Below are 23287 nucleotides of genomic sequence, written 5' to 3'. Positions count from 1 at the left end.
GACGCCCCAGGTGGCCAGCGTGGCCGGCAGGAGGGCGCCGAGGACCGCGAGCACGAGGGCGATCACGGCATAGGGCACGGGGAGCAGGGCGAACGCGCAGCAGGCGAGGACGACCGGGATCGCCCGGAGCACCGGCAGCGGGATGCTCGCGGCCGGCCGACTCCAGCCCGCTCGACCCCGGCCCGCTCGACCCCGGCCCGGTGCCGCCGGACCCGGTGCCGTCGAACCCGGCTTGGTCGCCGGCACGTCGTCTCGCCGGCCACTCATCCGCGGCGCCTCATCCGTGACAGCGTCCGCAGCCGGGCGGTGCGGGCACCGGCATCCCCATCCCAGGCCAGGACGTCCGCGCCCATCGCGGTGATGTCGCGCAACCGGTCGGCGCGCAGGCCGAGCACCATCCGCGATGCCGCGATCTCCTCCCGTCGCAGCCGCTCGGACTGCAGCCTGGGCAGGGTGTCCACCGCCAGCACCCGGTGCCCGGCCGCCCGCCACACGCCCGCCAGGCGCACCGTCTCGTCGTCCAGGAACGTCGACAGCAGCACGATCAGCGCCCCGCGCGCCACCTGCGGCGTGCGGGTCCGGCTGAGCCGCGGCTGCGGCGGCGAGGCGGCGATCGCGGCGCGGAGCCGCTCGCGGTGCCGGGCGCCCGAGCCCCGCCGGACCGCGCCGCCGGGCCGGGACAGCTGCTGGAAGGACACCTGGTCGCCCGCGTCGAGGTAGGCGGCGGCCAGAGACCATGCGGCGCGGCGGGCGATGTCCATCGACCCCGGAAGTCCGAGCGAGCGGTCGCCGTGCGCCCAGTCGCCCACCCGCCCGGTGATGTCCTCGCCGTCGTCCAGGATGAGGGCGACGTCCACGTCCGAGGTCGCGAACGTGCGCCGCACGAACAGCTCGCCCGGGCGCCGGGCCAGGCGGGCGGTGGCCTTCCAGTCGATGCGCTGCAGCCGGTCGCCGGGAGCGAACGGATGGATGTCGCGGAACTCGCCCCCATCCCCCGGCCGCGAGGCGTCGTGCGCTCCGGTCAGCCCCGCGGGGTCGGGCGGCAGCGGCAGGAACCGCACCGGCTCGGCCGGCGGCTGGACCCGCGCCGAGAGTCTGGTGCGCGTCGGCGCGATGCTGGTCCATGCGCCGTCCGGGCCGATGGCGACGGCGTCGGCGCGCACGAGCTCCTGATCGCCGGAGTGCGGGGTGCGGATCCGCAGCAGGGTGCGCGCGACCGGCCCGGCGACCGCGATCCGACGGGTGCGATGCTCCAAGCTCGGTGACGGTGACCAGGATCGTCTCGACGCCCGCGGCCTGCACGCTCATCGTCACCGGGACGACCACCGGGCCGTCCGGTGCGGACTCGGGGTCGCCCCGCTCCAGGCCCAGCTCGACCTCCGTCCGCCGGCCGCCGGCGGCCAGCGCGAGCGCCGCCGCCACCAGGAGCACCACGCCGGGCACGGCCAGGTCGACCCGGCCGAAGGCCAGCGCGACCCCGAGCAGGACGATGCCCACGCCGATCCCCGCGATCGGCGCCGGCGACAGCATCCGGGTCATCACGCGCCCGCGGCGGACCAGGCCACCGTCGGCGGCACCGGCACCTTCTGCAGGATGGCCTCGATCACCCGCGCGGGATCGGTGCCGGCCGCCCACGCGCCCGGGGTGAGCGAGAGCCGGTGGGCCAGGGCGGGCACGGCGACGGCCTTGACGTCGTCGGGCGTGACGTAGTCGCGGCCGTCGATCACCGCCCGGGCGCGGCCCACCAGCATCAGGGCCTGCGAGCCGCGCGGCGAGGCGCCGACCTCGACCGACGGATCGCTGCGCGTCGCGGCCGCCAGCTCGACGCAGTACCGCAGGATGTCGGGGTCCACGTGCACCGCTTCGACCCCGGACTGCATGGCCCGCAGCTGCGCGGCGTCGATCACCCGGGCCACCTGCGCGGACTCGGTGCGCCGTGCGATGCGGTTGGCGAGGATCTGCTCCTCGCCGTCCCGGTCGGGGTAGCCGACGCTGAGCCGCACCAGGAACCGGTCCAGCTTGCGCCTCCGGCAGCGCATACGTGCCCTCGTACTCGATCGGGTTGGCGGTGGCGATCATGTGGAACGGCCGCGGCAGCGGGTAGCTCGTGCCCTCGACCGTCACCTGTCCCTCCGCCATCGCCTCCAGGAGTGCGGACTGGGTCTTCGGCGCGGTGCGGTTCAGCTCATCGGCCAGGAACAGCCCGGTGAACACCGGCCCGGGGCGGAACTCGAACGTCCCGGTGGCCGGCGCGTACACGTACGAGCCGGTGATGTCCGACGGCAGCAGGTCGGGTGTGCACTGCAGGCGGCGGAAGTCCAGCCCGCAGGCCTGCGCGATCGAGCGTGCGGCCAGCGTCTTGCCGAGCCCGGGGACGTCTTCGAACAGCACGTGCCCGCCGGCCAGGATCGCCGCCAGCGCCAACCGCAGCGGCTCCTGCAGGCCGACCACGGCCGTGCCCACCTCGGCGAGCACGGCGGCGGCGAGCTCGCCGACCCGCTCGGGCGGGTAGGACGGCTCCGGGGGCACGTCGGCTTCGGTCACGGCTCATCCTCTCCCTTGCGTCGCCCGCGTCTGCGGGCCGTCCGCGGTCGTCTCCTCGAGCGCCTCCAGCGCGTCCAGGCAGCGTTCCACCTCGGCGATCGAACGCACGTGCCCGCCGAGGAGGGGGTCGGCGGCGGCCGGGCCGAGCCTCAGGCGGATCTGTGCGGCATCCCGTTCGTCGTCCAGGTCCAGGCCGTGCCGGCCGAGCCGGGCCCGGGCGAAGGCGCGCAGCCGCTTCACGCCGCTGTCGCTGATCTCGCCGTTGCGGCCGCGCAGCGACCACGCGATCTGGGTCATGTCCGACCGTGTTCCCGGTCGCGGCTCGGCGTGCGTGCGCGCGTACAGCGGCCGGTCGCCGCCGGCGAACCCGGCCCAGGCGATGCCCCCGGCCAGTCCGAACAGCGCCACGGCGACCCCGGCCGGCCACGACATGCCCAGCCCCCACAGGACGAACCCGGTGATCGCGCCGAGCGCCGTTCCGGCCACGACCGGTCCGGCGGCGGCCCGGTTCATCGTTCGCCTCCGGGGGACGGCGCCGATGCCGTGGGCCGATCGGCCGGGTCGTGCCAGGACCGCTGGAGGTGCAGCAGGCACTCCCGCGCGGTGCGCACGGTGCCCTCGTCGGCGTGCCGGCCCCCGAACCGCACATCCTGGTACAGGCGCAGCAGGATGTCGGTGGCCGAGCTGTTCGTCTCGAAGCGGCGGATGATCCGTGCGGCGTACTCGGCGGGCGTCTCCGACGCCGCCCGGCGCGCGCCCGCCTGTCGGGCCGCGTCCTCCAGCCCCAGCCAGGCCTGCACGATCGCATCGTCGGGTGTGCGCTCCTCGTCCAGGATCTGAAGGGCGCGCGCGATGCCCCGCTGCACGACGGGCGCGGCGACGGCGGTGTCGGTGACGGTGGCGGCGCCGGATTCGGATGCCGCCTCGGCGGCACGCCGCACCCTCCGGCGTCGCTGCCGGAATCGGCGCACCAGGACCACGACCACGACGGCCACCAGCAGGGCGACGGCCAGGGCGAACACGATGGCCAGGATGATCCGGATGACCCCGGCCGCCCCCTCGGCGCCGGCCAGCGACGGCGGCGGTGTGGCCTGCCCGGTCAGCGTCGGCCGGGGCTTGCGCAGTGCGCACCGGAGGTGCGGGATTCCACCGCGGCGCCCCCACCTCCAGCGGGCCGGCCAGGACGACCCCGAGGACGGCGACGGCACCGGCGGCGACCACGGCCGCCACGAGCAGCCTGCGGCCGTTGCGGGTCCTCACACGCTCACGCTAGCCGATCCCGCCGATCACGCGTGACCGGCGTTCTCCATCGCGCGCAGCTCCTTCTTCAGGTCCTGCACCTCGTCACGCAGGCGTCCGGCCAGCTCGAACTTCAGCTCGCCGGCGGCCGCGAGCATCTGCGCGGTGAGGTCGGCGATCGTGTCCTCCAGCTGGGTGGCCCCTTCCGCCGCGATGCCCTCGCGGCGCAACCGCGGCGTCGGGCTCTTGCCCTTGCCGGACTTCGACTTGGCGGCATCCCGCTTGGACATCATCGCGGCCGTGTCGGCGCCCTCCCGCGCCAGCACGTCGGTGATGTCGGCGATGCGCTTGCGCAGCGGCTGCGGATCGATCCCGTGCTCGAGGTTGTAGGCGACCTGCTTCTCGCGCCGCCGGTCGGTCTCGTCGATCGCGGTCCGCATCGAGTCCGTCATGTTGTCGGCGTACATGTGCACCTCGCCGGAGACGTTGCGGGCGGCGCGGCCGATCGTCTGGATCAGCGATGTGCCCGACCGCAGGAACCCCTCCTTGTCGGCGTCCAGGATCGCCACCAGCGACACCTCGGGCAGGTCGAGCCCCTCCCGCAGCAGGTTGATGCCCACCAGCACGTCGTACACGCCTGCGCGCAGCTCGGTGAGCAGTTCGACGCGGCGCAGCGTGTCGACGTCGGAGTGCAGGTACCGCACGCGCACCCCGTGCTCGCCGAGGAAGTCGGTCAGCTCCTCCGCCATCTTCTTGGTCAGCGTGGTGACCAGCACCCGCTCGTCGCGTTCGGCGCGGACCCGGATCTCCTCGAGCAGATCGTCGATCTGCCCCTTGGAGGGCTTGACCACGATCTGCGGGTCGACCAGCCCGGTCGGCCGGATGATCTGCTCCACCACGCCGTCGGCGATGCCCATCTCGTAGCGGCCGGGCGTCGCGGACAGGTACACGGTCTGGCCGATGCGCTCCTTGAACTCGTCCCAGCGCAGCGGGCGGTTGTCCAGGGCGCTGGGCAGCCGGAAGCCGTGCTCGACGAGCGTGCGCTTGCGCGAGGCATCCCCCTCGTACATGGCGCCGATCTGCGGCACCGTCACATGCGACTCGTCGATGACCAGCAGGAAGTCGTCCGGGAAGAAGTCCAGCAGCGTGTGCGGCGGCTCGCCGGGCTGCCGGTCATCCAGGTGCCGCGAGTAGTTCTCGATTCCCGAGCAGAACCCGAGCTGCCGAGCATCTCGAGGTCGAACGTGGTGCGCATGCGCAACCGCTGCGCCTCGAGCAGCTTGCCCTGCCGTTCGAGCTCGCCCAGGCGCTCGGCCAGCTCGGCCTCGATCGTGCCGATCGCGCGCTGGACGACCTCGGTGCTGGCCACATAGTGCGACGCCGGGAAGATCGGCACCGAGTCGAGCTTCTGCACGACGTCGCCGGTGAGCGGGTGCAGCATGTACAGCCCCTCGATCTCGTCACCGAACAGCTCGATCCGGATCGCGTACTCCTCGTACACCGGGATGATCTCGATCGTGTCGCCGCGCACCCGGAAGTTGCCGCGGGAGAAGTCGACGTCGTTGCGGTTGTACTGCATCGAGATGAACTGGCGGATCAGGGCGTCCCGGTCGTACCGCTCCCCCACCTGGAGCGCCACCATGGCGCGCATGTACTCCTCGGGCGCCCCGAGGCCGTAGATGCACGAGACGGTGCTGACCACGACGACGTCCCGGCGGGACAGCAGCGAGTTGGTGGTGGAGTGGCGCAAGCCGTTCGACCTCGGCGTTGACCGAGGAGTCCTTCTCGATGAAGGTGTCGGTCTGCGGGACGTACGCCTCGGGCTGGTAGTAGTCGTAGTAGCTGACGAAGTACTCCACCGCGTTGTGCGGCATGAGATCGCGGAACTCGTTGGCCAGCTGGGCGGCCAGCGTCTTGTTGTGCGAGAGCACCAGCGTCGGACGCTGCACCTTCTCGATCAGCCACGCCGTCGTCGCGGACTTGCCGGTGCCGGTGGCCCCGAGCAGGACGACGTCGGTCTCGCCGGCGTTGATGCGCGCGGCGAGCTGCTCGATGGCCTGCGGCTGGTCGCCGCTGGGCACGTATTCGCTGACGACCTCGAACGGCCGGACGGAGCGGGTGGTCTGCATCCCTCCAGGCTACGTCGCGCCTGGGACATCGTGGCGGCCGGGGATGCCGGAGCTCAGTCGCTCCCACAGCGCATCCGTCTGCTCCTCGGTGTGGGCCATCGATCCGGAGGTGTCGATCACGACGTCGGCGACCGCCAGCCGCTGCGCATCCGTCGCCTGCGACGCGATCCGCGCGCGGGCGTCGTCGGCGGCCATGCCGCGCAGCTCGACCAGGCGCCGCTGGCGGATCTCGGCCGGGGCGTGCGCGACGACGACGAGGTCCCAATCGCCGGTCCCCCGCGCCTCCACCAGCAGCGGCACGTCGTACACCACGACCGCATCCGGGTCCGCCGCCCGGGCCTGCGCGAACCGGCGCTGCGACTCGGCCGCGACGGCCGGATGCACGATGGCGTTCAGCCGTGCGATCCGGTCGGGGTGGCCGAAGACCCGGGCCCCCAGCGCGGCGCGGTCCAGCGACCCGTCCTCCCGCAGCATGCCGGCCCCGAACTCCGCGGCGATCCCATCGAGCACCGGCGAACCCGGCTCGCTGCACCTCGCGGACGAGCGCGTCCGCATCGACGACGACCGCGCCGTGCGCGGCGAGCCGCCGTGCGATCGTCGACTTCCCCGAGGCGATTCCGCCGGTCACTGCGATCAAAGGCATGACTACGAGGATGCCACGCCTCAGCATCCGCTCAAGATCCATACCCTTGGGCGGCCTTGAGCCGCGCCTGAGGGGCGCTTGAGGACGCCGTTCTACCGTCATCTCATCGCACATCACCGGAGCACCGCACCCGACGGCCCGGACCGCAACTTCTGAGAGGCAGCAACCATGAACGACACCACCACTCGCACCGCCCGCCGCACCGCCCGCCAGGCCCGCAAGCGCCGCCCGATCATCGCCGGCGCCCTCGCCCTGCTCGCCGTGGGCGGCATCGGTGCGGCCGTGACCAGCGCCGCCTGGACCGACAACGTGTTCTTCTCCGCGCCGGCCCAGGCCGCCACCTTCAACCTCCAGGGCTCGCTGGACGGCGGCAGCTGGGTCGAGTCCGACAACGCCGGCAGCATCCAGCTGGTGGTTCCGGCCGCGACGTTCGCCAACATGCTGCCGGGCCAGACCCGCACCGTCACGCTCCAGGTGAAGAACACCGGCACCGCGAACGCCGCGCTCACCGCCACCGCCGCGTGGACCGCCGGCAGCACCTTCACCACCGCCCCGACGCTCACCGCGGCCCCCGCCACCGGCACCCTCACCGCCGCCGGCGGCGCGGGCGCCACCACGACGGTCACGCTGACCGTCGCTGCCCCGGCCGACTGGGCCGCAGGCAACCAGGGCAAGAGCGGCACCGTCCAGGTCACCATCGCCGGCACCGCCACCGCCTGATCGCCGACACCCACCACGAGAGGAGCACATCATGGTCGTCCTTCACCGCTTGCGCACTCGCCGTCCTGTGGACGCTGGCCGTCGCCGGCGTCGCCTGCGGCCTGGTCTGGGGCGCCACGGCGGCCGGCCTGATCAAGCCCCTCATCGTGATCTCCGGCTCGATGGAGCCGGGGATCATGACGGGCGACCTCGTGGTGGACACGCCGGTCGCCGCCGACACCCTCGCCCCCGGCGACGTCGTCAGCCTCCCCAACGCGCTCACGCACGATCTGGTCACGCACCGGATCGAATCGATCGCCGCGCACGGCGAGGGCTACACCATCACGCTGAAGGGCGACAACAACGAGTTCGCGGACGCGGTCGACTACCAGGTCGGTGCCGAGGTCTGGGCGCCGAAGGTGCAGCTGGCGGGGGCGGGCGCCCTGCTCCAGCGGCTGATGGCCCCGGGTGTCATGATCGCGCTGCTGGTCGGCGTGCTGGCTCTCATCGCGTTCACCTGGATGACCCCGGCCACCCGTCCCGAGCCCACGCCGACGCCGACCGCTCCCGCGGCCGGTTCGCGCCGCGAGCGCCGCACGCTGCAGGAGGCGACCGCACCGTGAACCCGGCAGAGCACGGCGCCCTCACCCGACCGACGGCGCACCGGCGTGCGCTCGTCGTCGCGCTGATCGCCGCCGTGTTCGCGGTGCTGCTCGGCGGCGCCGCGGTCGCCGACACCAGCGCAAGCCTGGACCGACCGCGGCTACGCGGCCGCCACCGTCTCGGCCGGCACCTGGCCGACCTACGGCACCTGCACCGCGATGACGGCGCAGGGCACGCCGGTGGGCACCTGCACGATCACCGCCATGACCTACGACGCGTGGGGCACGAAGAAGCAGCATCAGCGCAACGTGTACCTGACCTTCCGGGTGTCGGCACCGGCATCCACGTCCTCCATCACCGTGCGGGCCGATCTGTCCGCCGCGACCGTCACCACCGACACGAGCGAGGGCGCGTGGAACTGGGCCACGGCCGTGACCCTGCCCAGCCTGCAGTTCACCCCGACCTCGACCTGCGCGGCGCTGCCGTCGATCACCGGACGCACCGTCGCCGGCTGGAACTGGGCCGACAGCCCCAAGGTCTTCTTCTCGCTCGCCGACTCCTCCGGCAGCTACCAGGGCAAGCCCAGCTGCTCATGAACGGAGTGTCGACCATGGCAGCCGAGGGCTTCCGCAATGTGTTCTGGGATATCCTGGCGGAGGTCGCCGAGCCGGGGCGCATGGCGACTGCGGCTCAGGAGGGGGAGCGCGTGGATCAACAGGGGGACCCCGGGCGTGTCGCCGTGGTGATCGAGGACGAGGACGACATCCGCTCCCTGCTCGCCGACGTGCTCCAGCAGGCGGGCTTCCGCGTCCACACCGCCGGCACCGGCCAGGACGGCGTGGACCTGGTCCGCCGGGTCGATCCGATCGTGACCACGCTGGACGTGAACATGCCCGGCATGGACGGCTTCGCGACCGCCCGCAGCATCCGCGCGATCAGCTCGACCTACATCGTCATCCTCACCGCGCGCGCCGAGGAGATCGACGCCCTGCAGGGGCTGGAGGCCGGAGCCGACGACTACGTGACCAAGCCGTTCCGCCCCCGCGAGCTGCGTGCCCGGATCGAGGCGCTGCTGCGCCGGTCGCGGATGCCGCTGCCCGGCGGGCAGCGCCCGGCCGAGCCGTCCGATCACCCGGCGGACGCCGCCGCGGCCACCGCCGGCACCGACTGGCTCGAGCACAACGGGCTGCGGCTGAGCATCGAGATGCGGCTCGCCTCGGTCGACGGCGTGGCGCTGGAGCTGACCCGCAGCGAGTTCGACATCCTCTCCGAGCTGATGTCGGCCCGGCGGCGGGTGGTCGGCAAGGGCGAGCTGGCCCTCATGCTGCGCGGCCAGCGCTACACCGGCAGCGAGTACCTCAGCGACAGCGATTCGCGGGTCATCGAGGTGCACATGGCCAACCTGCGCCGCAAGCTCGGCGAGTCCCCGTCCCGCCCCCGATGGATCGAGACCGTCCGCGGCGTCGGGTACCGGCTCACGGCCCGCTGACGTCGGCGGGATCGCCGATCAGGACCGAGGTCCCGATGGTGTCGGCGGCGCGACGAGCGGCCGCACGTGCCACGGCCACCACCGCGTGCGCGTCCTCGGCGCCCGGCCCGGACAGCCCGATGCCGACGCCCACCACGGGGATGACGCCCCCGACACGCCGCCCAGGTCGTCCACGAGGCCACGCGAGACGATCGCCCCCTGCCGCCGGGCATCCGGCTCGGACAGGGCCCGGAGGGCGAGCAGGAGCCCGCTCCGACCGTCCTCGCCGACCAGGGCCAGCGCGGGCACGTTGCGCACCACGCTGGCGCGGCAGGCCTCGGCCACGGCGCGGGCGGTCTCGGCGCCGAAGGCCGAAGCGATCTGAGGCAGGTCCTCGACCCGCACCGCGATGACCGCGATCTGCTCGCCGCGCCCGGACGCCCGTGCGAGGGCCTGGTCGAGCAGGCGGAGGAACGAGCCGTGCGGCAGCACGCCCTCGGTGCCCAGGAGCGAGACGGACGCCGTCAGCAGCGGCCCGCGGTCCACGGCGCGGTCGGCGCGCAGGACGGAGGTCACCACCAGCGCCACGATGGTGAGGATGACGGTCAGGACGCTGGTCACGGCCGTGCCGAACATGGTCTGGAACAGCGGGCTGTCGAACCCGGCCAGGAGCGCGACGATCGTCCGGCCCACGTAGAACAGCGACTGCAGCCCCAGTACGGCGGCGAGCGCCCGCGCCGTGCGGTAGCGGCCCATCTCGCCGCGCAGGGACTCCCCCGCGCCCAGCCCGGCGAATACCATCAGGCAGACGAACATCCACAGCGCGCCGGCCCACGCTCCGCCCTCGGGACCGGCCGCCAGCACCGCGACCGACGCGCCGACCGCGGCCACACCGACGACCAGGGCCGTGACGGTCATCCGGCGCGCGTTGAAGCGCCGGCATCCCAGCCACATGCACCCCGTCCCGGCGACGAACGTCCCGTTGCCGATCACCACACCCCAGGTGATGGCCGGGTCGGCGGCCCACACCATGTACGACAGGCTGGTGAGCATGGCCCCCAGGAACCCCAGCGACCACACCCGCCCGGCGCCTTCGTCGCGCCGGGCGAACGTCTCGATGATGAAGTAGATGCCGCTGACGACCACGACCAGCGCGGTCACCGCCGACAGCGTCACCTGATCCAGGAGGATCATCGTTCCTCCACGTCTGGCGCCGGTGCGCTCTCGAGCTCCTCCGGCTTGCGTCACGGCGACGCGCGGTGCCGGCGCGGCCGCCGCGCGGGTCGCCGGCAGCCGGACGATGAAGGTCGAGCCGACGTCGGGCGTGCTGCGCACGGTGATGTCGCCGCCGTGCGCGCGCGCCAGCCTGCCGGCTGATCGCCAGCCCCAGTCCGGTCCCGGTGCGGGCACCCGAGCGGATGCGCTGCGCACGGTAGAACCGCTCGAACAGTCCGGACATCTCGGCCTCGGTCATCCCGATGCCGCTGTCGCGCACGAGGATCCAGGTGGAGTCCTCGCTGGTCGTGCATCCGAGTGTCACGACACCGCCCGGCCGGTTGTATTTGATGGCGTTCACGATCAGGTTGTCCAGGATCTGTCGCACCCGCAGCGGGTCCGCGTAGGCGACCGCGGGCTCGACCCCGGACGTGTCCAGCGTCACGGCGACCTCGGACGCACGGTTCTCCAGCGACTCGGCGGCAGCGTGCACGACGTCGGCGACGTCGGTGTCGACCGGGGTGATCGTCAGATCGACCGACCGGCCCGAGTCGCTGGAGGCGGCGAGGATGTCGGCGATGATCCCCAGCAGCCGCTCGGCGTTGCGCTCGGCGATCTCCAGTCCCCGACGCGCACCGGCCGGCACGTCCGGGTCGTCGATCGCGAGGTCCAGGTAGCCGAGGATCGAGGTCAGCGGCGTGCGCAAGCTCGTGCGACACCGAGGCGACCAGCTCGTCACGCGCCCGCAGCGCCCGCAGCTCGCCGGTGACATCGCGCGAGACCAGCACCGCACCGGCGTCGGCGCCGTCCCGGTCCTTCAGCCGCCGGACCGAGATCGCCAGCGCGATGCTGTCCGGCCCCGGTTCGCCGAACCACAGCACCTGGGTGTCGAACGCCTGCCCCCGCAGCGCCCGCTCGAGCGGCATCTCGTCGTCGGCCAGCGGCGTCGTGCCGTCGGCCCCGAAGACCGGCGGTCCGCCGTCACGGGACCCCTGCACGAGCGTGCGCTCGCAGCGGTGCGGGCGCCTCGTTCGCAATCGAGACCGCGCCGTCCTGCGCGATCCGGATCAGGCCGAAGTCGACCGCATCGATCAGCTCGGCGACCTCCTGCTCCTGCCGTCGCGAGCGGTCCAGGGCGGTCGCCAGCACCCGCGCCTGCTTGCCCAGCAGGCATCCGCTGCGCCGCCGAGCGACGCGCCGTCGCATAGCTGGTCCCGCTGACGATGACGATGACCAGCGGAAGCGGCAGCGCCGAGTACCCGGACGGCAGTCCGGTCGGCCCGATCACGGTGACCGCGAAGGCGGCCAGGATCGTCGCGCTGCCGCCCACCGCGCCGACCAGGCCGAAGGTGGAGGACAGCCAGATCGCGGGGAACACCCACAGCAGGCCGATCCCGGATCTCGGATCGGCGAGCCGCATGAGGGTGATCGCCAGGATGTCGGCGACCGGGACGGCCGTGAGCCACCACGCGTTGATCCGGTTCCACGGCACGATGACCGCCGCACCGGTGGCGATGAAGACCAGCACGATGCCGGCGAAGAACAGCGGCATCCCGGACGCCGCCGGCGACGCGACGAGCATCACCGTGATCACCAGCACGACCAGACCGAGCAGAAGCTGGTTCAGCGCGGCGGCGCGTTCGAAGCTGCGGTCGCGACCGCCCGCCGTGTCGCCGAAGCCGCCGAAAGCCATATCGCAGACGCTATCGCGTCGGGATCGAAGAAGGGGCCGGAACCCGCGGGTTCCGGCCCCTTCTCACGGGGTGCGTCTGCCGATCAGCGACCGGAGAGCTTCTCACGCAGCGCGGCCAGCGCCTCGTCGTCGGCGAGGGTGCCACCACCCTGGTTCGACGACGACTCGCCGGCGAAGGCGGCCGGCTCGACGGCGGCGAAGCCTGCGGCCTCGGCCTCCTGCGCCTTGGCGACCTGCGCCTTGTGTGCCTCCCAGCGCGCCTGGGCAGCCGCGTACTCCTGCTCCCACTTCTCGCGCTGCTCGTCGAAGCCTTCCTTCCACTGGTTGGTCTCCGAGTCGAAGCCCTCGGGGTACTTGTACTCCCCGTTCTCGTCGTACTCGGTGGCCATGCCGTAGAGGGCCGGGTCGAACTCGGTGCCGAACGGGTCGACCGCGTCGTTCGCCTGCTTCAGCGACAGCGAGATGCGGCGACGCTCCAGGTCGATGTCGATGACCTTGACGAAGACCTCTTCGCCCACCGACACGACCTGCTCGGCGAGCTCGACGTGCTTGCCGGACAGCTCGGAGATGTGCACGAGGCCCTCGATGCCGTCCGCGACCCGCACGAATGCGCCGAACGGAACCAGCTTGGTGACCTTGCCCGGTGCGATCTGGCCGATCGCGTGGGTACGGGCGAAGACCTGCCACGGGTCCTCCTGGGTCGCCTTCAGCGACAGCGAGACCCGCTCGCGGTCCAGGTCGACCTCGAGGATCTCGACCGTGACCTCCTGGCCGACCTCGACGACCTCGCTGGCGTGCTCGATGTGCTTCCAGCTGAGCTCGGACACGTGCACCAGGCCGTCCACGCCGCCCAGGTCGACGAACGCGCCGAAGTTGACGATCGAGGACACCGTGCCCTTGCGGACCTGGCCCTTGTGCAGGTTGTTCAGGAAGTTGGTGCGCGACTCGGACTGGGTCTGCTCCAGCAGCGCGCGGCGCGACAGCACCACGTTGTTGCGGTTCTTGTCCAGCTCGAGGATCTTCGCCTCCAGCTCCTGGCCCAGGTACGGGGTCAGGTCGCGGACGCGGCGCAAGCTCGATCAGCGAGGCGGGCAGGAAGCCGCGCAGGCCGATGTCGACGATCAGACCGCCCTTGACGACCTCGATGACCTGACCGGTCACCACGCCGTCCTCTTCCTTGATCTTCTCGACGTCGCCCCAGGCACGCTCGTACTGGGCGCGCTTCTTGGACAGGATGAGGCGGCCTTCCTTGTCCTCCTTCTGGAGGACCAGGGCCTCGACCAGGTCGCCGACGTTCACGACCTCGTTGGGGTCGACGTCGTGCTTGATGGAAAGCTCGCGGGAGGGGATCACACCCTCGGTCTTGTAGCCGACGTCGAGGAGGACCTCGTCGCGGTCGATCTTGACGACGGTTCCTTCGATGAGGTCGCCGTCGTTGAAGAACTTCAGCGTCTTCTCGACCGCGGCCAGGAAGTCCTCGGCAGATCCGATGTCGTTGATCGCGACCTGCTTGGCGGCCGGGGCGGTCGTTGCGGTAGTCATGTAGTGGGTTGTCCTTGTTGGGTTGGATGTCGGGCCCCGGACGCCGACCTCTCCCATTCACAGTGCGAACGGGCGAGCGGAACGTGCCGGAGCGAAGCGGATTGTGTTGCGGATGCCACGAGCGCGTGCGAAACGAGCCACACGAGTGACGATCTACAGTATCAGAACGCCCCGGGCATCCGCGATGTTCCCGGGCGCCGTGATCCGGCGCAGACGCGACCGCGCTCCCCGTAGCCTGGAGGGGTGACCGCGTCCACCGAACCGCTGAAGATCGTCTCGTCCCGCCGCACCCTCATCATCATGCTCGTGGTGTGCGTGCTGTTCGCCGCGATGGGCGTGGTCGTCCTCGCCCTCGCGCCGACCAAGACGCTGAACCTCATCGTCGGCGTCGGCGCGATCGGATTCTTCGGCGTGGGCGGCGGAATCGCGTTCGCGCAGCAGTGGCGGCGCAAGCGTGGCGATCGTCGCGGACGACGACGGGCTGCGACTGGGCGCCGGCGGGCGCATTCCGTGGGCGGACGTGGACCGGATCGGCTCCACCTCGACGATGCTGGGGTGCGGCTGCGCCGCTACGACACGTTCCTGGCCAGCCTCCCGCGCGCCACCGAGCACACCACCGAGAGCCTGCGCGCCTCGCGGGCGCAGAACACCGGCTGGGACCTCACCTGGGCGAACCGGCTGCTGGATCGCCCTCCGGGCGAGGCCGCCCGCGACCTGCAGCGGCGCCGCCCGGCGTCGTGAGGGCGCGCACGCCCGGCGAGCCGATCAGCCGCCGGCGCGCTCGGCACACGTGACGCACAGCGTCGCCATCGGCCGCACCCGCAGCCGCCCGACCGGGATGGGACGCCCGCACCCCTGGCAGATGCCGTAGTCCCCGGCATCCCACCGCGCGAGCGCGGCGTCCAGCGCATCGCGGTCGCGCTCCTGCGCCACGCGCAGGCCCTCCAGCCGCGACCACTCCCCGGAGAGGGTGACGCCCTCCGGATCGTGCTCGTCGTCGGCGGTCGTGTCGGTGCGCGCCGAGGCCAGCGCCGCCAGATCGGCGGCCAGCGCGGCGAGGGTCTCATCGACCGATGCGCGCCGTTCGCGCAGCAGTGCGCCGAACTCGGCCCGGTGTGCGTCGTCCATAGTCGATGACTATAGGACGCGCGGCGACGGCCGGCGCAATACCGTGGACCCATGCGCATGACCGCGACCTTCCGGGCCAGCCGTCGCTCCCCGCTGCTGCAGGTGCTGAAGTCGGCGGTGGCCACGGTGGCGGCGTGGCTGCTCGCGGGCTGGCTCCTGCCCGGACCGCTGCCGGTGTTCGCCGCGATCGCCGCGCTGCTGGTGGTGCGAGCCGAGCCTGAACCAGTCGTTCTCCAAGGCGATCGAGCGCACGGTCGGGGTGATCGTGGGCGTCGCGGTGGCCAGCGTCCTGGGGCTCGCTGCTGGGCAACGGGACGTGGATCATCCTGCTGGCGATCCTCATCGCGCTGGTGCTCGCCTGGTCGCTGCGGATGACCGCGGGCACGGCGAACCAGGTCGCGATCAGCGCGATGCTGGTGCTGGCGCTGGGCACGGGCACGCAGGGGTACGCCGTGGATCGGATCATCGAGACCATGCTCGGCGCGGTCATCGGCTTCGTCGTGAACATCGCCCTGGTGCCGCCGGTGGCCGTCGTGCCCGCCCACCGCGCCGTGGATCGCCTGGGCGCCGAGCTGGCCGCCACGCTGGACCGCCTGGCCTGGGCGCTGATCCGGCCGCAGTCCCCCGCCGACCTCACCGAGCTCATCGTCACCGCCCGCCTCCTGCGGCCGATGCGGGATGCCGCGGGGGTGGCCATCCAGGACGCGGTCGAATCGCTCACCCTGAACCCGCGCGCCGGACGCCATCGGGCCGAGCTGACCGAGCTGGAGCGCCTGCTGGACCGCTTCTCCACCGTGGTGACCCAGACGATCGGGATGACGCGCACGGTCTACGACCGGTACGACGACAGCCTGCACGGCGAGCCGACGGCGGCGGCGATCGCCGAGCAGCTTGCGCCGGGCGGCGCACGATGTGCGGCTGCTCGTGCACCGACTCGAGGACGAGAGCGAGCCGGCCCCGGTGGACGAGGAGGAGCCCGCCCTGACCCGGCCGTTGACCGTCTCGGCGCCGAGGTCGGGGCACTGGGTGCTCGTGGGGTCGCTGCTGGTCGACCTGCACCGCATCCACGACACCCTCGCCGAGGACGCGGACTGAGGGCCGTCCCCGTGCCGTGGCATGCTTGCCGCATGCCCGCGCCACGCTCCGAGAAGCTGCTTCTGCTCGATTCCGCGTCCCTGTACTTCCGGGCGTTCTACGGGGTCCCCGACTCAGTGAAGGCACCCGACGGCACGCCGATCAACGCCGTGCGCGGGTTCCTGGACATCATCGCGAAGCTCGTGGCGGCCTACGCCCCCACCGACCTGATCGCCTGCTGGGACGACGACTGGCGCCCGCAGTGGCGGGTCGACCTGATCCCGACGTACAAGGCGCATCGCGTCGCCCGGATCGTGGAGGGCGGCTCCGACATCGAAGAGGTGCCCGAGGCGCTGACCGCGCAGGTCCCGCTCATCCGCGAGACCCTGGACGCGCTCGGCCTGCCGATCGTCGGCGCCCCCGGATTCGAGGCGGACGACGTCATCGGCACGTTCGCCGCCCGCGCCGACATGCCGGTGGACGTGATCACCGGCGACCGCGACCTGTTCCAGCTCGTCGACGACGACCGCGCGGTGCGGGTCGTGTACACCGCCCGCGGGATGAGCAATCTCGATGTGATCACGGACACGGCGATCCGCGATCGGTACGGCATCGGCGCCGCACAGTACGCCGACTTCGCCACACTGCGCGGCGATCCCTCCGACGGCCTGCCGGGCGTCTCCGGGATCGGCGAGAAATCGGCCGCGACGCTGCTGAACGCCTATGGCTCGCTGGCCGCGATCATCGCCGCCGCCGCGCAGGACGACCCGGGGATCACGCCGCGCATCCGCGCCAAGATCGGCGCGGCGCACGACTACCTCCAGGCGGCCCCCGCGGTGGTGCGCGTCGCCGACAGCGCGCCGGTGGCCGTGGCATCCACCCGCCTTCCGGTGATGGATGCCGCGACCCGTGCGCGCGCGGCCGAGATCGCCGAGCGGCTCGGCCTGGGCACCTCGATGACCCGTCTCGTGGACGCACTGGCCGCGGCGACGGCCGCCTGACCGCGGGGACCCGTGCAGAACTCCGGAGTTTCCGGATCGACCCGCCGGATCCACCGCGGAGACTCGGCGACGCGCCCGGGTTCTCCGGAGTTCTGCACGTTCGCGCACGGCACGGTCGCCCGCGCGTCCTCGACGCCGAACACCGGCCCGCCGGCTGACGCGTACTCCCCGGGAGTACGCGCGGCCACTCCGCCGGGCCGATGAGCGCCACCGGCCCGCGCGAGTAGCCTGGCCGCATGCCGGAGCAGCGCCAGGACGACACCGCGCGCCGGTTCGGCCCGCCGCCCGGGGTGACGCTGTACGTCCCGGTCGTGGTGGCGTTCCTCGTGCAGGTGCCGGCGACCGTCGCGGTCTCGCTGTGGATGCACGTCGCGCCGCGCTGGGTGCTGCTGGGCACTGTGCTGGCGGCGGCCTCCGCCCTGGCGCTGCTGGCCGCCCGCGCCCTGCCGGGGCCGACGGTGGCGGCGGTGGCCGCGTTCACCGTGGCCGATCTGTTCGTTCCGCCCGATGCGGGACCGCCGTTCATCGCCCTGGCGTTCGCCATCGTCGGCGCCGTCGTGCGCGGCGCGCTCGGCTGGGCGCTGGGCGCGGTCGGCTCGGCCTGGCTCGTCGCCGTGGTGGCCAGCGGCATGAGCGGGCACCTGTGGCATCCGTTCCGGATCGCCCTGACGACGCTGCTGATCGGCCTGTGCTTCGCGATCGGCGTCGGGCTTGCGCACCCGCCTGGATCGCGCGGCGCGCCGCCGCGCCCAGATCGTCGAGCGGCGGCGCGCGAGCGAGCAGGAGGAGCGCACCCGCATCGCCCGCGAGCTTGCACGACGTGCTGGCGCATTCGCTGAGCCAGATCGCCGTGCAGTCCGGCGCGGGACTGCATCTGTTCGACCGCGAGCCCGAGCGCGCCCGCGAGGCGCTGGCCAACATCCGCGGTCTGGCGGCCACCGGACTGGACGAGGTCCGCAGCGTGCTCGCGATTCTGCGCGGCGACGGCGCCGACGCATCCGGGGCCGCCCCGCTCACCCCGCAAGCCGCAGCTGGCCCAGCTCGCGCCCCTCGTGGCCGAGCGCACCGGTCACGGGCTCGAGGTGACCCTCGAGGACCGGCTCGACGGGCACCTGCCGCGCAGCAGCGTCCAGACGACCGCGTATCGCATCGTCCAGGAGGCGCTGACCAACGTCGTGCGCCACTCCGAGGCCGCGCACGCGGTCGTGCGGCTTGCACCGCGACGGCGACCGGCTCGTGGTCGTCGTCGACGACGACGGCACCGGCACCGGCGCCGGCGCCGGTGCGGAGGGCGGCGGCATGCGTGGGATGCGCGAGCGCGCCGGTCTGCTCGGCGGCACCGTCGAGGTCCAGCCGGGGCCGGACGGCGGCACCCGCGTCCGTGCCGACTTGCCCTGGGAGGGATCCGCATGATCCGCGTCGCCATCGCCGACGACCACCAGCTCGTCCGCGCCGGGTTCCGCGCCCTGCTCGACTCCGAGCCCGACATCGAGGTGCGGGTGGAGGCGTCCGGCGGCGAGGAGCGCTGCGGCGGGTGCGCGAGACTCCGGTGGATGTCGCGCTGCTGGACATCCGGATGCCCGACGGGGACGGCCTGTGGACGACCGAGCAGATCGCCGCCGATCCGGCGCTGGCCGAGCTGCGGGTGGTGATCGTGACCACGTTCGAGCTGGACGAGTACGTGGCCCGCGCCATCCGTGCCGGCGCGAGCGGGTTCCTGGTCAAGGACACCGAGCCGGTCGACCTCATCCGCGCGGTGCGGGTGGTCGCCGCCGGCGACGCGCTGCTGTCGCCCGGCGTGACCCGCCGCCTGCTCGAGCGGGCGGCGGGCGGGCTGCGGGATGCCCCGGACCGGCGCATCCTCGCGGAGCTGACCGAGCGCGAGGCCGAGGTGCTGCGTCTGGTGGCGCACGGCCTGACCAACGACGAGATCGCCGCCCGCCTGTTCCTGTCGCCGCTCACCGCGAAGACGCACGTCTCGCGGATCATGCAGAAGCTGCATGCGCGCGATCGCGCGCAAGCTGGTCGTGATCGGCTACGAATCCGGGATGATCACCCCCGGCTGGCAGTAGCAGTACTCCCCGCGGAGCAGCGCACAACACTCCCCTCGGCGGATTCGCGGATGCCGCGACCCGCGTTCACTGGATTCCATGAGCTGCGATCGTCGCGGCTTTCGAATCACGAGAGGGTCATCATGATCACCGCACTCGCCACAGCGGCCGCTCCGGCCGTTCACGCCGCCCACTGGGGCGGCCCGTTCTTCGGTCCGTGGTTCCTGCTCATCCCGCTGTTCTGGATCCTCGTGTTCGTCGTGCTGTTCGCCGTCTTCGGACGGCGGTGGCGGCGCCGCGCGATGGAGGGCGGCTACGGCCCGTACGGCCGGATGAACCCGAGCCGACAGGCCGAGACGACGCTCGCCGAGCGATACGCGCAGGGCGACATCGACGAGGTCGAGTACCGCAAGCGCCTCGAGGTGCTGCGGGCGAACGCGCCGGTGCCGCCCGGGCACTGAGACCGGGCACAGACCCTGATTCCGCCGCCCGGCCGACCTGGATCGGCCGGGCGGCGCTGCGCGTCAGCGGGCCCGCCCCGTCCATTCCCGCAGCCGTGCGAGCGGCCACGTGGTCACGATCCGCTCGGCCGGTACGCCCGCCTGCGCGGCACGCGCCGCGCCATGGTCGATCAGCGACAGCCTGCCCGGCGCGTGTGCGTCGGAGTCGATCGAGAACAGGCAGCCCAGGTCGAGGGCCAGGGCGAGCAGGTCATCCGGCGGATCCTGCCGCTCCGGGCGCGAATTGATCTCCACCGCCACACCGTGCGCCGCGCACGCCTCGAACACCGCGCGGGCGTCGAAATCCGACGGCGGGCGCGTGCCCCGGGCTCCCTCCACCAGCCGTCCGGTCACGTGGCCGAGCACGTCCACCTGGGGGTGGGATGCCGCGGCCACCAGCCGCGCCGTCATCGGCGCCCGCTCCATCCGCAGCTTCGAATGCGCGGACGCCACGACCACGTCGAGCGCTTCCAGCAGCTCGGTCTCCTGATCCAGCATCCCGGTCTCGAGGATGTCCACCTCGATGCCTGCCAGCAGCGTGAAGCCCCCTTCGCCCTCCGCGTTCGTCTGGGCGACCACGGCCAGCTGCTCGCGCAGCCGCTGCGGCGACAGTCCGTTCGCGACCCGCAGACGCGGCGAGTGGTCGGTCAGCGCCAGGTACTCGTGTCCGAGGGCCCGTGCCGCCTCCACCATCGGCGGGATCGGCGTGAGCCCGTCCGACCAGTCGCTGTGCGCGTGCAGATCACCGCGCAGCTGCGGCCGCAGCGTCGAGGCGAGCACCGTCCCGGACTGCGCGCGCAGTTCGGCCAGATAGTCCGGCACGGTGCCGGCCAGCGCCTGCCGGATCACGGCGAACGTAGAGTCCCCGATCCCCTTGCGGCGGCGCAAGCGCCGGGTCGCGCAGCTCGTCCTCGGACAGCCCCTCGATCGCCGTCGCGGCGGTGCGGAACGCCTTCGACCGGTACCGTGAGGCGCGCTCCCGCTCCAGCAGCGAGGCGATCTCCTCCAGGGCCGCGCGCGGGTGCATCGCCTGCTCAGTCCACGTGCGCGTGGGTCGCCGAGACCCATTCGTCCAGCTTGGCGGCCGCCGCACCGCTGTCGATCGTCTCCTCCGCGGTGCGCACGCCCTCGGCGAGCCGGTCCAGGATCGGACGCTGCACCTCGGTCGGGTCGCGGAACAGCCGGTAGGCGACCAGGCCGGCGGCCGCGTTCAGCAGCACGATGTCGCGGATCGGCCCGGTGCCTCCGCGCAGGGTCTGCCGCACGACCTCGGCGTTGTGCTGCGGGTCGCCGCCGAGCAGATCGTCCAGCCGCGCCAGCGGAAGGTCCAGGTCCGGCGGGTAGATGTCGTGCTCATGCACGTCGCCCAGACTCACCTCCCACACCCGGCTGTGCCCCGTGGTGCTCATCTCGTCCAGCCCGTCGTCGCCGCGGAACACCAGGGCGGTCGCGCCGCGGGTCTGGAACACGCCGGTGATCAGCGGCACCCGGTCCAGTTGCGCGACGCCCACGGCGTTGGCCTCGGCGCGGGCGGGGTTGCACAGCGGCCCGAGGAAGTTGAAGACGGTCGGCACCCCGAGCTCGGCACGGGTGACGCCGGCGTGGCGGAAGCCGGGGTGGAACGCCGACGCGAACGCGAAGGTGATCCCCGTCCGGCGCAGGGTCTCGGCCACTCGGTCGGGCTCGAGCGTCAGGTCCAGTCCGAGCGCGGCGAGCACGTCCGATGACCCGGACGACGAGCTGGCCGCCTTGTTCCCGTGCTTGACGACCGGCACACCGGATGCCGCGGCCACGACCGCCGCCATGGTGGAGATGTTGACCGTGCCCACCCGGTCGCCGCCGGTGCCGACGATGTCCAGCACATCCGCGTCCACCGGCAGCGGAACGGCGGCCTCCAGGATCGCGTCGCGGAAGCCGACGATCTCGTCCACCGTCTCGCCCTTGGCGCGCAGGGCCACCAGGAACCCGGCCAGCTGGGACGGCGTCGCGCTGCCCGACATGACCTGGCGCATCGCCCAGGTCGCCTCGGCGACACTCAGGTCGCTGCCCTTCAGGAGGGTGGTCAGGAGTTCGGGCCACGACGTGAGATCTGCCATGACTGAAGATCCTAGCGAGGCCGGGTGCGCCGCCGTTCACCGGGGATTCCCAGCGCGTTCCCAGCGCACCGAGGGTCGATACCCGACCGATGTGCGGCATCCTCTTAGGCTCCCCTAAGTGCGCGACAGCGTCCAACCGGGCACGTCGATGCGAATATCCCGCCTCAGAATCGGCCATAATGGGAGCGTGACGACCCCAGCGACTTTCAATCAGGCTCTGCGCACAGTGAAGCGACCAGACCCGGTCGCCGTGGGCACCATCGTCTGGCTCGGCAGTGAGGTGATGTTCTTCGCGGGACTGTTCGCGATCTACTTCACCCTGCGCAGCACCTCGCCCGATCTGTGGGCGGAGATGACACAGCACCTGAACGTGCCGTATGCCGCCGTGAACACGATCATCCTCGTGCTCTCGTCGGTGACGTGTCAGATGGGCGTGTTCGCGGCGGAGCGCTTCCAGCCGTACTCGACGAAGAAGCGCGGACCGCTCGGCTGGGGCATGGTCGAGTGGTTCTTCCTCACCTTCGCGATGGGTGCGGTCTTCGTCTCCGGCCAGGTCTGGGAGTACGCGCAAGCTGACGATGGAGGGGATGCCGATCTACGCCAACGCGTACGCCTCGGCGTTCTACCTGACCACCGGCTTCCACGCGCTGCACGTGACCGGCGGCCTCATCGCCTTCCTCCTCGTGATCGGCCGCGCTTACGCCGTGAAGAACTTCGGGCGCAAGGAGGTGACGACCTCGATCGTGGTGTCGTACTACTGGCACTTCGTCGATGTCGTCTGGATCGCGCTGTTCCTCGTCATCTACTTCCTGAAATAAGAAGAAGGCTGCATCCGAAATGGCACGTGAGAAGAAGCGTCGCGCCTCTGGGCGCCGCAGCCCGCTGGCAGCCGTCGTCCTGATCGGCGCCGGACTGCTGATCACCGGCGGCGTCTACGCCGGCGCGTCGGCCGCCATGGCCGCCACCACCGACAGCCCGACCAGCGCCACCGCGCTGACCGTGGACGACGGCAAGAAGCTGTTCCAGGCGAACTGCGCCACCTGCCACGGCATGGACCTGCAGGGCACCGAGAGCGGTCCGTCGCTGTACGGCGTCGGCGAGCTGGCGGTCGAGTTCCAGGTCTCCACCGGGCGGATGCCGCTGGCCATGCAGGGCCCGCAGGCTCCGCAGAAGCCGGCCCAGTTCACCGAGGACCAGATCAAGGCCATGGCCGCCTTCGTGCAGTCCATCGCACCCGGTCCGACCTACCCGTCCGAAGAGACCCTGGACGGCAAGGGCGACGTCGCCAACGGCGGCGACATCTTCCGCACCAACTGCGCCATGTGCCACAACGTGGCCGGCGCCGGCGGCGCGCTGACCGAGGGCAAGTACGCTCCGGCGCTGGGTGGCACGAGCGCCCTGCATATGTACGCCGCGATGGTGACCGGCCCGCAGAACATGCCCGTGTTCAGCAACCTGAACCTGAACCTGGAGGAGAAGCGGGACGTCATCTCGTACCTGCTGTACCTCCAGAATCACGAGTCCGCCGGCGGATTCGGACTCGGTGATCTCGGGCCCGTCTCCGAAGGCCTGTTCATCTGGATCTTCGGCATCGGCACCCTCATCGGGGTGACGGTGTGGATCACCGCGAAGTCCAACTGATCGATCACTGAATTCCACGCA

The 23287-nt window shown here is 72.1% G+C and carries 18 protein-coding genes and 9 pseudogenes; 13 read left to right on the top strand and 14 right to left on the bottom strand.

All coding sequences use genetic code 11. The features are described 5' to 3' along the window. Positions 1–263: 263 nt before the first annotated feature. The 6 genes and pseudogenes from L2X98_RS17975 to coaE form a co-directional block, all read right to left on the bottom strand. Entirely contained in the window at positions 264–1256 is a 993-nt protein-coding gene (locus L2X98_RS17975; RefSeq protein ID WP_259611785.1) for a DUF58 domain-containing protein, read from the bottom strand. Positions 1257–1538: 282 nt separating this feature from the next. Continuing rightward, positions 1539–2529 (bottom strand): annotated as a pseudogene (locus L2X98_RS17970) (AAA family ATPase). A gap of 18 nt (positions 2530–2547) precedes the next feature. Continuing rightward, on the bottom strand, positions 2548–3057 hold the full coding sequence (locus L2X98_RS17965) for a hypothetical protein (RefSeq protein WP_259611784.1): 510 nt from the start codon (positions 3055–3057) through the stop codon (positions 2548–2550). Continuing rightward, a complete protein-coding gene (locus L2X98_RS17960; RefSeq protein WP_259611783.1) occupies positions 3054–3752 on the bottom strand; it encodes a DUF4129 domain-containing protein in 699 nt (232 codons plus the stop codon). Before L2X98_RS17960 ends, L2X98_RS17965 begins: the two co-directional genes overlap by 4 nt. A 78-nt stretch (positions 3753–3830) precedes the next feature. Beyond that, positions 3831–5912: pseudogene (gene uvrB, locus L2X98_RS17955) on the bottom strand (excinuclease ABC subunit UvrB). Between the two features lie 9 nt (positions 5913–5921). Then, positions 5922–6555: pseudogene (gene coaE / locus L2X98_RS17950) on the bottom strand (dephospho-CoA kinase). 168 nt (positions 6556–6723) lie between these two features. Between coaE and L2X98_RS17945 the strand changes: the two are divergent. The 4 genes from L2X98_RS17945 (at position 6724) to L2X98_RS17930 (ending at position 9346) form a co-directional block, all read left to right on the top strand. Further along, positions 6724–7275: a hypothetical protein gene (locus L2X98_RS17945; RefSeq protein ID WP_259611782.1), complete on the top strand. Its 552-nt coding sequence runs from the start codon at positions 6724–6726 to the stop codon at positions 7273–7275. Then, positions 7275–7877: a signal peptidase I gene (locus L2X98_RS17940; RefSeq protein ID WP_435526289.1), complete on the top strand. Its 603-nt coding sequence runs from the start codon at positions 7275–7277 to the stop codon at positions 7875–7877. Before L2X98_RS17945 ends, L2X98_RS17940 begins: the two co-directional genes overlap by 1 nt. 198 nt (positions 7878–8075) lie before the next feature. Next, the gene (locus L2X98_RS17935) at positions 8076–8453 is read left to right on the top strand and encodes a hypothetical protein (RefSeq protein WP_259611781.1); all 378 of its coding nucleotides are present in this window, start codon (positions 8076–8078) and stop codon (positions 8451–8453) included. Between the two features lie 14 nt (positions 8454–8467). Beyond that, positions 8468–9346, top strand: a complete 879-nt coding sequence (locus tag L2X98_RS17930) for a response regulator transcription factor (protein WP_435526222.1) — start codon at positions 8468–8470, stop codon at positions 9344–9346. A gap of 18 nt (positions 9347–9364) precedes the next feature. On the opposite strand, the gene L2X98_RS17925 is transcribed toward L2X98_RS17930, so the two are convergent. The 4 genes and pseudogenes from L2X98_RS17925 to rpsA all read right to left on the bottom strand — a co-directional run bounded on the left by L2X98_RS17925 (position 9365) and on the right by rpsA (position 13775). Beyond that, a complete protein-coding gene (locus L2X98_RS17925) occupies positions 9365–10519 on the bottom strand; it encodes a hypothetical protein (RefSeq protein ID WP_259613429.1) in 1155 nt (384 codons plus the stop codon). Between the two features lie 229 nt (positions 10520–10748). Beyond that, positions 10749–11312, bottom strand: a pseudogene (locus L2X98_RS17920) (sensor histidine kinase); the annotation flags it as partial. Between the two features lie 45 nt (positions 11313–11357). After that, positions 11358–12233, bottom strand: coding sequence for a hypothetical protein (locus tag L2X98_RS17915; protein ID WP_259611780.1), 876 nt, complete (start codon positions 12231–12233; stop codon positions 11358–11360). 83 nt (positions 12234–12316) lie between these two features. Continuing rightward, a pseudogene (rpsA, locus tag L2X98_RS17910) lies at positions 12317–13775 on the bottom strand (30S ribosomal protein S1). Positions 13776–14018: 243 nt separating this feature from the next. Here rpsA and L2X98_RS17905 point away from each other — a divergent pair. Further along, the gene (locus tag L2X98_RS17905) at positions 14019–14516 is read left to right on the top strand and encodes a hypothetical protein (RefSeq protein WP_259611779.1); all 498 of its coding nucleotides are present in this window, start codon (positions 14019–14021) and stop codon (positions 14514–14516) included. A 24-nt stretch (positions 14517–14540) separates the two neighbouring features. Here L2X98_RS17905 and L2X98_RS17900 read toward each other — a convergent pair whose 3' ends face one another. After that, positions 14541–14903, bottom strand: coding sequence for a TraR/DksA family transcriptional regulator (locus L2X98_RS17900; RefSeq protein WP_259611778.1), 363 nt, complete (start codon positions 14901–14903; stop codon positions 14541–14543). Positions 14904–14954: 51 nt separating this feature from the next. Between L2X98_RS17900 and L2X98_RS21925 the strand changes: the two genes are divergently transcribed. The 4 genes and pseudogenes from L2X98_RS21925 to L2X98_RS21920 all read left to right on the top strand — a co-directional run. Next, positions 14955–15278 (top strand): aromatic acid exporter family protein, encoded by a 324-nt coding sequence (locus L2X98_RS21925; protein ID WP_354002846.1) that lies wholly within the window; start codon positions 14955–14957, stop codon positions 15276–15278. 752 nt (positions 15279–16030) lie between these two features. Then, positions 16031–16978, top strand: coding sequence for a 5'-3' exonuclease (locus L2X98_RS17890; RefSeq protein WP_259611777.1), 948 nt, complete (start codon positions 16031–16033; stop codon positions 16976–16978). Positions 16979–17214: 236 nt separating this feature from the next. Next, a complete protein-coding gene (locus L2X98_RS17885) occupies positions 17215–17817 on the top strand; it encodes a hypothetical protein (RefSeq protein WP_259611776.1) in 603 nt (200 codons plus the stop codon). After that, a pseudogene (locus L2X98_RS21920) lies at positions 17799–17900 on the top strand (histidine kinase); the annotation flags it as partial. The gene L2X98_RS17885 and the pseudogene L2X98_RS21920, both read left to right, overlap by 19 nt. Before the next feature lie 91 nt (positions 17901–17991). Here the strand turns inward: L2X98_RS21920 and L2X98_RS17880 are convergent. Further along, the gene (locus L2X98_RS17880) at positions 17992–18177 is read right to left on the bottom strand and encodes a hypothetical protein (protein WP_259611775.1); all 186 of its coding nucleotides are present in this window, start codon (positions 18175–18177) and stop codon (positions 17992–17994) included. Positions 18178–18190: 13 nt separating this feature from the next. Between L2X98_RS17880 and L2X98_RS17875 the strand changes: the two genes are divergently transcribed. Beyond that, complete coding sequence (locus tag L2X98_RS17875; RefSeq protein ID WP_259611774.1) at positions 18191–18391, top strand: hypothetical protein; 201 nt, start codon at positions 18191–18193, stop codon at positions 18389–18391. Further along, positions 18388–19050 (top strand): annotated as a pseudogene (locus L2X98_RS17870) (response regulator). The gene L2X98_RS17875 and the pseudogene L2X98_RS17870 overlap by 4 nt, the downstream one beginning before the upstream one ends. A gap of 503 nt (positions 19051–19553) precedes the next feature. Here L2X98_RS17870 and L2X98_RS17860 read toward each other — a convergent pair. Together L2X98_RS17860 and trpD are read right to left on the bottom strand one after the other, a co-directional pair. Next, a pseudogene (locus L2X98_RS17860) lies at positions 19554–20556 on the bottom strand (PHP domain-containing protein). Between the two features lie 7 nt (positions 20557–20563). Further along, the gene (gene trpD / locus L2X98_RS17855) at positions 20564–21625 is read right to left on the bottom strand and encodes an anthranilate phosphoribosyltransferase (RefSeq protein WP_259611772.1); all 1062 of its coding nucleotides are present in this window, start codon (positions 21623–21625) and stop codon (positions 20564–20566) included. Between the two features lie 148 nt (positions 21626–21773). Here trpD and ctaE point away from each other — a divergent pair. After that, positions 21774–22443 (top strand): annotated as a pseudogene (gene ctaE, locus L2X98_RS17850) (aa3-type cytochrome oxidase subunit III). A 19-nt stretch (positions 22444–22462) separates the two neighbouring features. After that, entirely contained in the window at positions 22463–23266 is an 804-nt protein-coding gene (gene qcrC / locus L2X98_RS17845) for a cytochrome bc1 complex diheme cytochrome c subunit (protein ID WP_259611771.1), read from the top strand. Positions 23267–23287: the final 21 nt, after the last annotated feature.

The organism is Microbacterium elymi, from assembly GCF_021582895.2.
Lineage (GTDB): Bacteria > Actinomycetota > Actinomycetes > Actinomycetales > Microbacteriaceae > Microbacterium > Microbacterium humicola.
Note: the sequence above shows the minus strand (reverse complement) of the source record. Positions and strands in the feature narration are given on the sequence as shown.

Coding starts and splice junctions, on each gene's coding strand:
- L2X98_RS21925 (WP_354002846.1), top strand. CDS start 14,955: ATGCGCATGACCGCGACCTTCCGGGCCAGCCGTCGCTCCCCGCTGCTG.
- L2X98_RS17900 (WP_259611778.1), bottom strand. CDS start 14,903: ATGGACGACGCACACCGGGCCGAGTTCGGCGCACTGCTGCGCGAACGG.
- L2X98_RS17965 (WP_259611784.1), bottom strand. CDS start 3,057: ATGAACCGGGCCGCCGCCGGACCGGTCGTGGCCGGAACGGCGCTCGGC.
- L2X98_RS17935 (WP_259611781.1), top strand. CDS start 8,076: ATGACGGCGCAGGGCACGCCGGTGGGCACCTGCACGATCACCGCCATG.
- L2X98_RS17945 (WP_259611782.1), top strand. CDS start 6,724: ATGAACGACACCACCACTCGCACCGCCCGCCGCACCGCCCGCCAGGCC.
- L2X98_RS17930 (WP_435526222.1), top strand. CDS start 8,468: ATGGCAGCCGAGGGCTTCCGCAATGTGTTCTGGGATATCCTGGCGGAG.
- L2X98_RS17925 (WP_259613429.1), bottom strand. CDS start 10,519: ATGATCCTCCTGGATCAGGTGACGCTGTCGGCGGTGACCGCGCTGGTC.
- trpD (WP_259611772.1), bottom strand. CDS start 21,625: ATGGCAGATCTCACGTCGTGGCCCGAACTCCTGACCACCCTCCTGAAG.
- L2X98_RS17915 (WP_259611780.1), bottom strand. CDS start 12,233: ATGGCTTTCGGCGGCTTCGGCGACACGGCGGGCGGTCGCGACCGCAGC.
- L2X98_RS17890 (WP_259611777.1), top strand. CDS start 16,031: ATGCCCGCGCCACGCTCCGAGAAGCTGCTTCTGCTCGATTCCGCGTCC.
- L2X98_RS17885 (WP_259611776.1), top strand. CDS start 17,215: ATGCCGGAGCAGCGCCAGGACGACACCGCGCGCCGGTTCGGCCCGCCG.
- qcrC (WP_259611771.1), top strand. CDS start 22,463: ATGGCACGTGAGAAGAAGCGTCGCGCCTCTGGGCGCCGCAGCCCGCTG.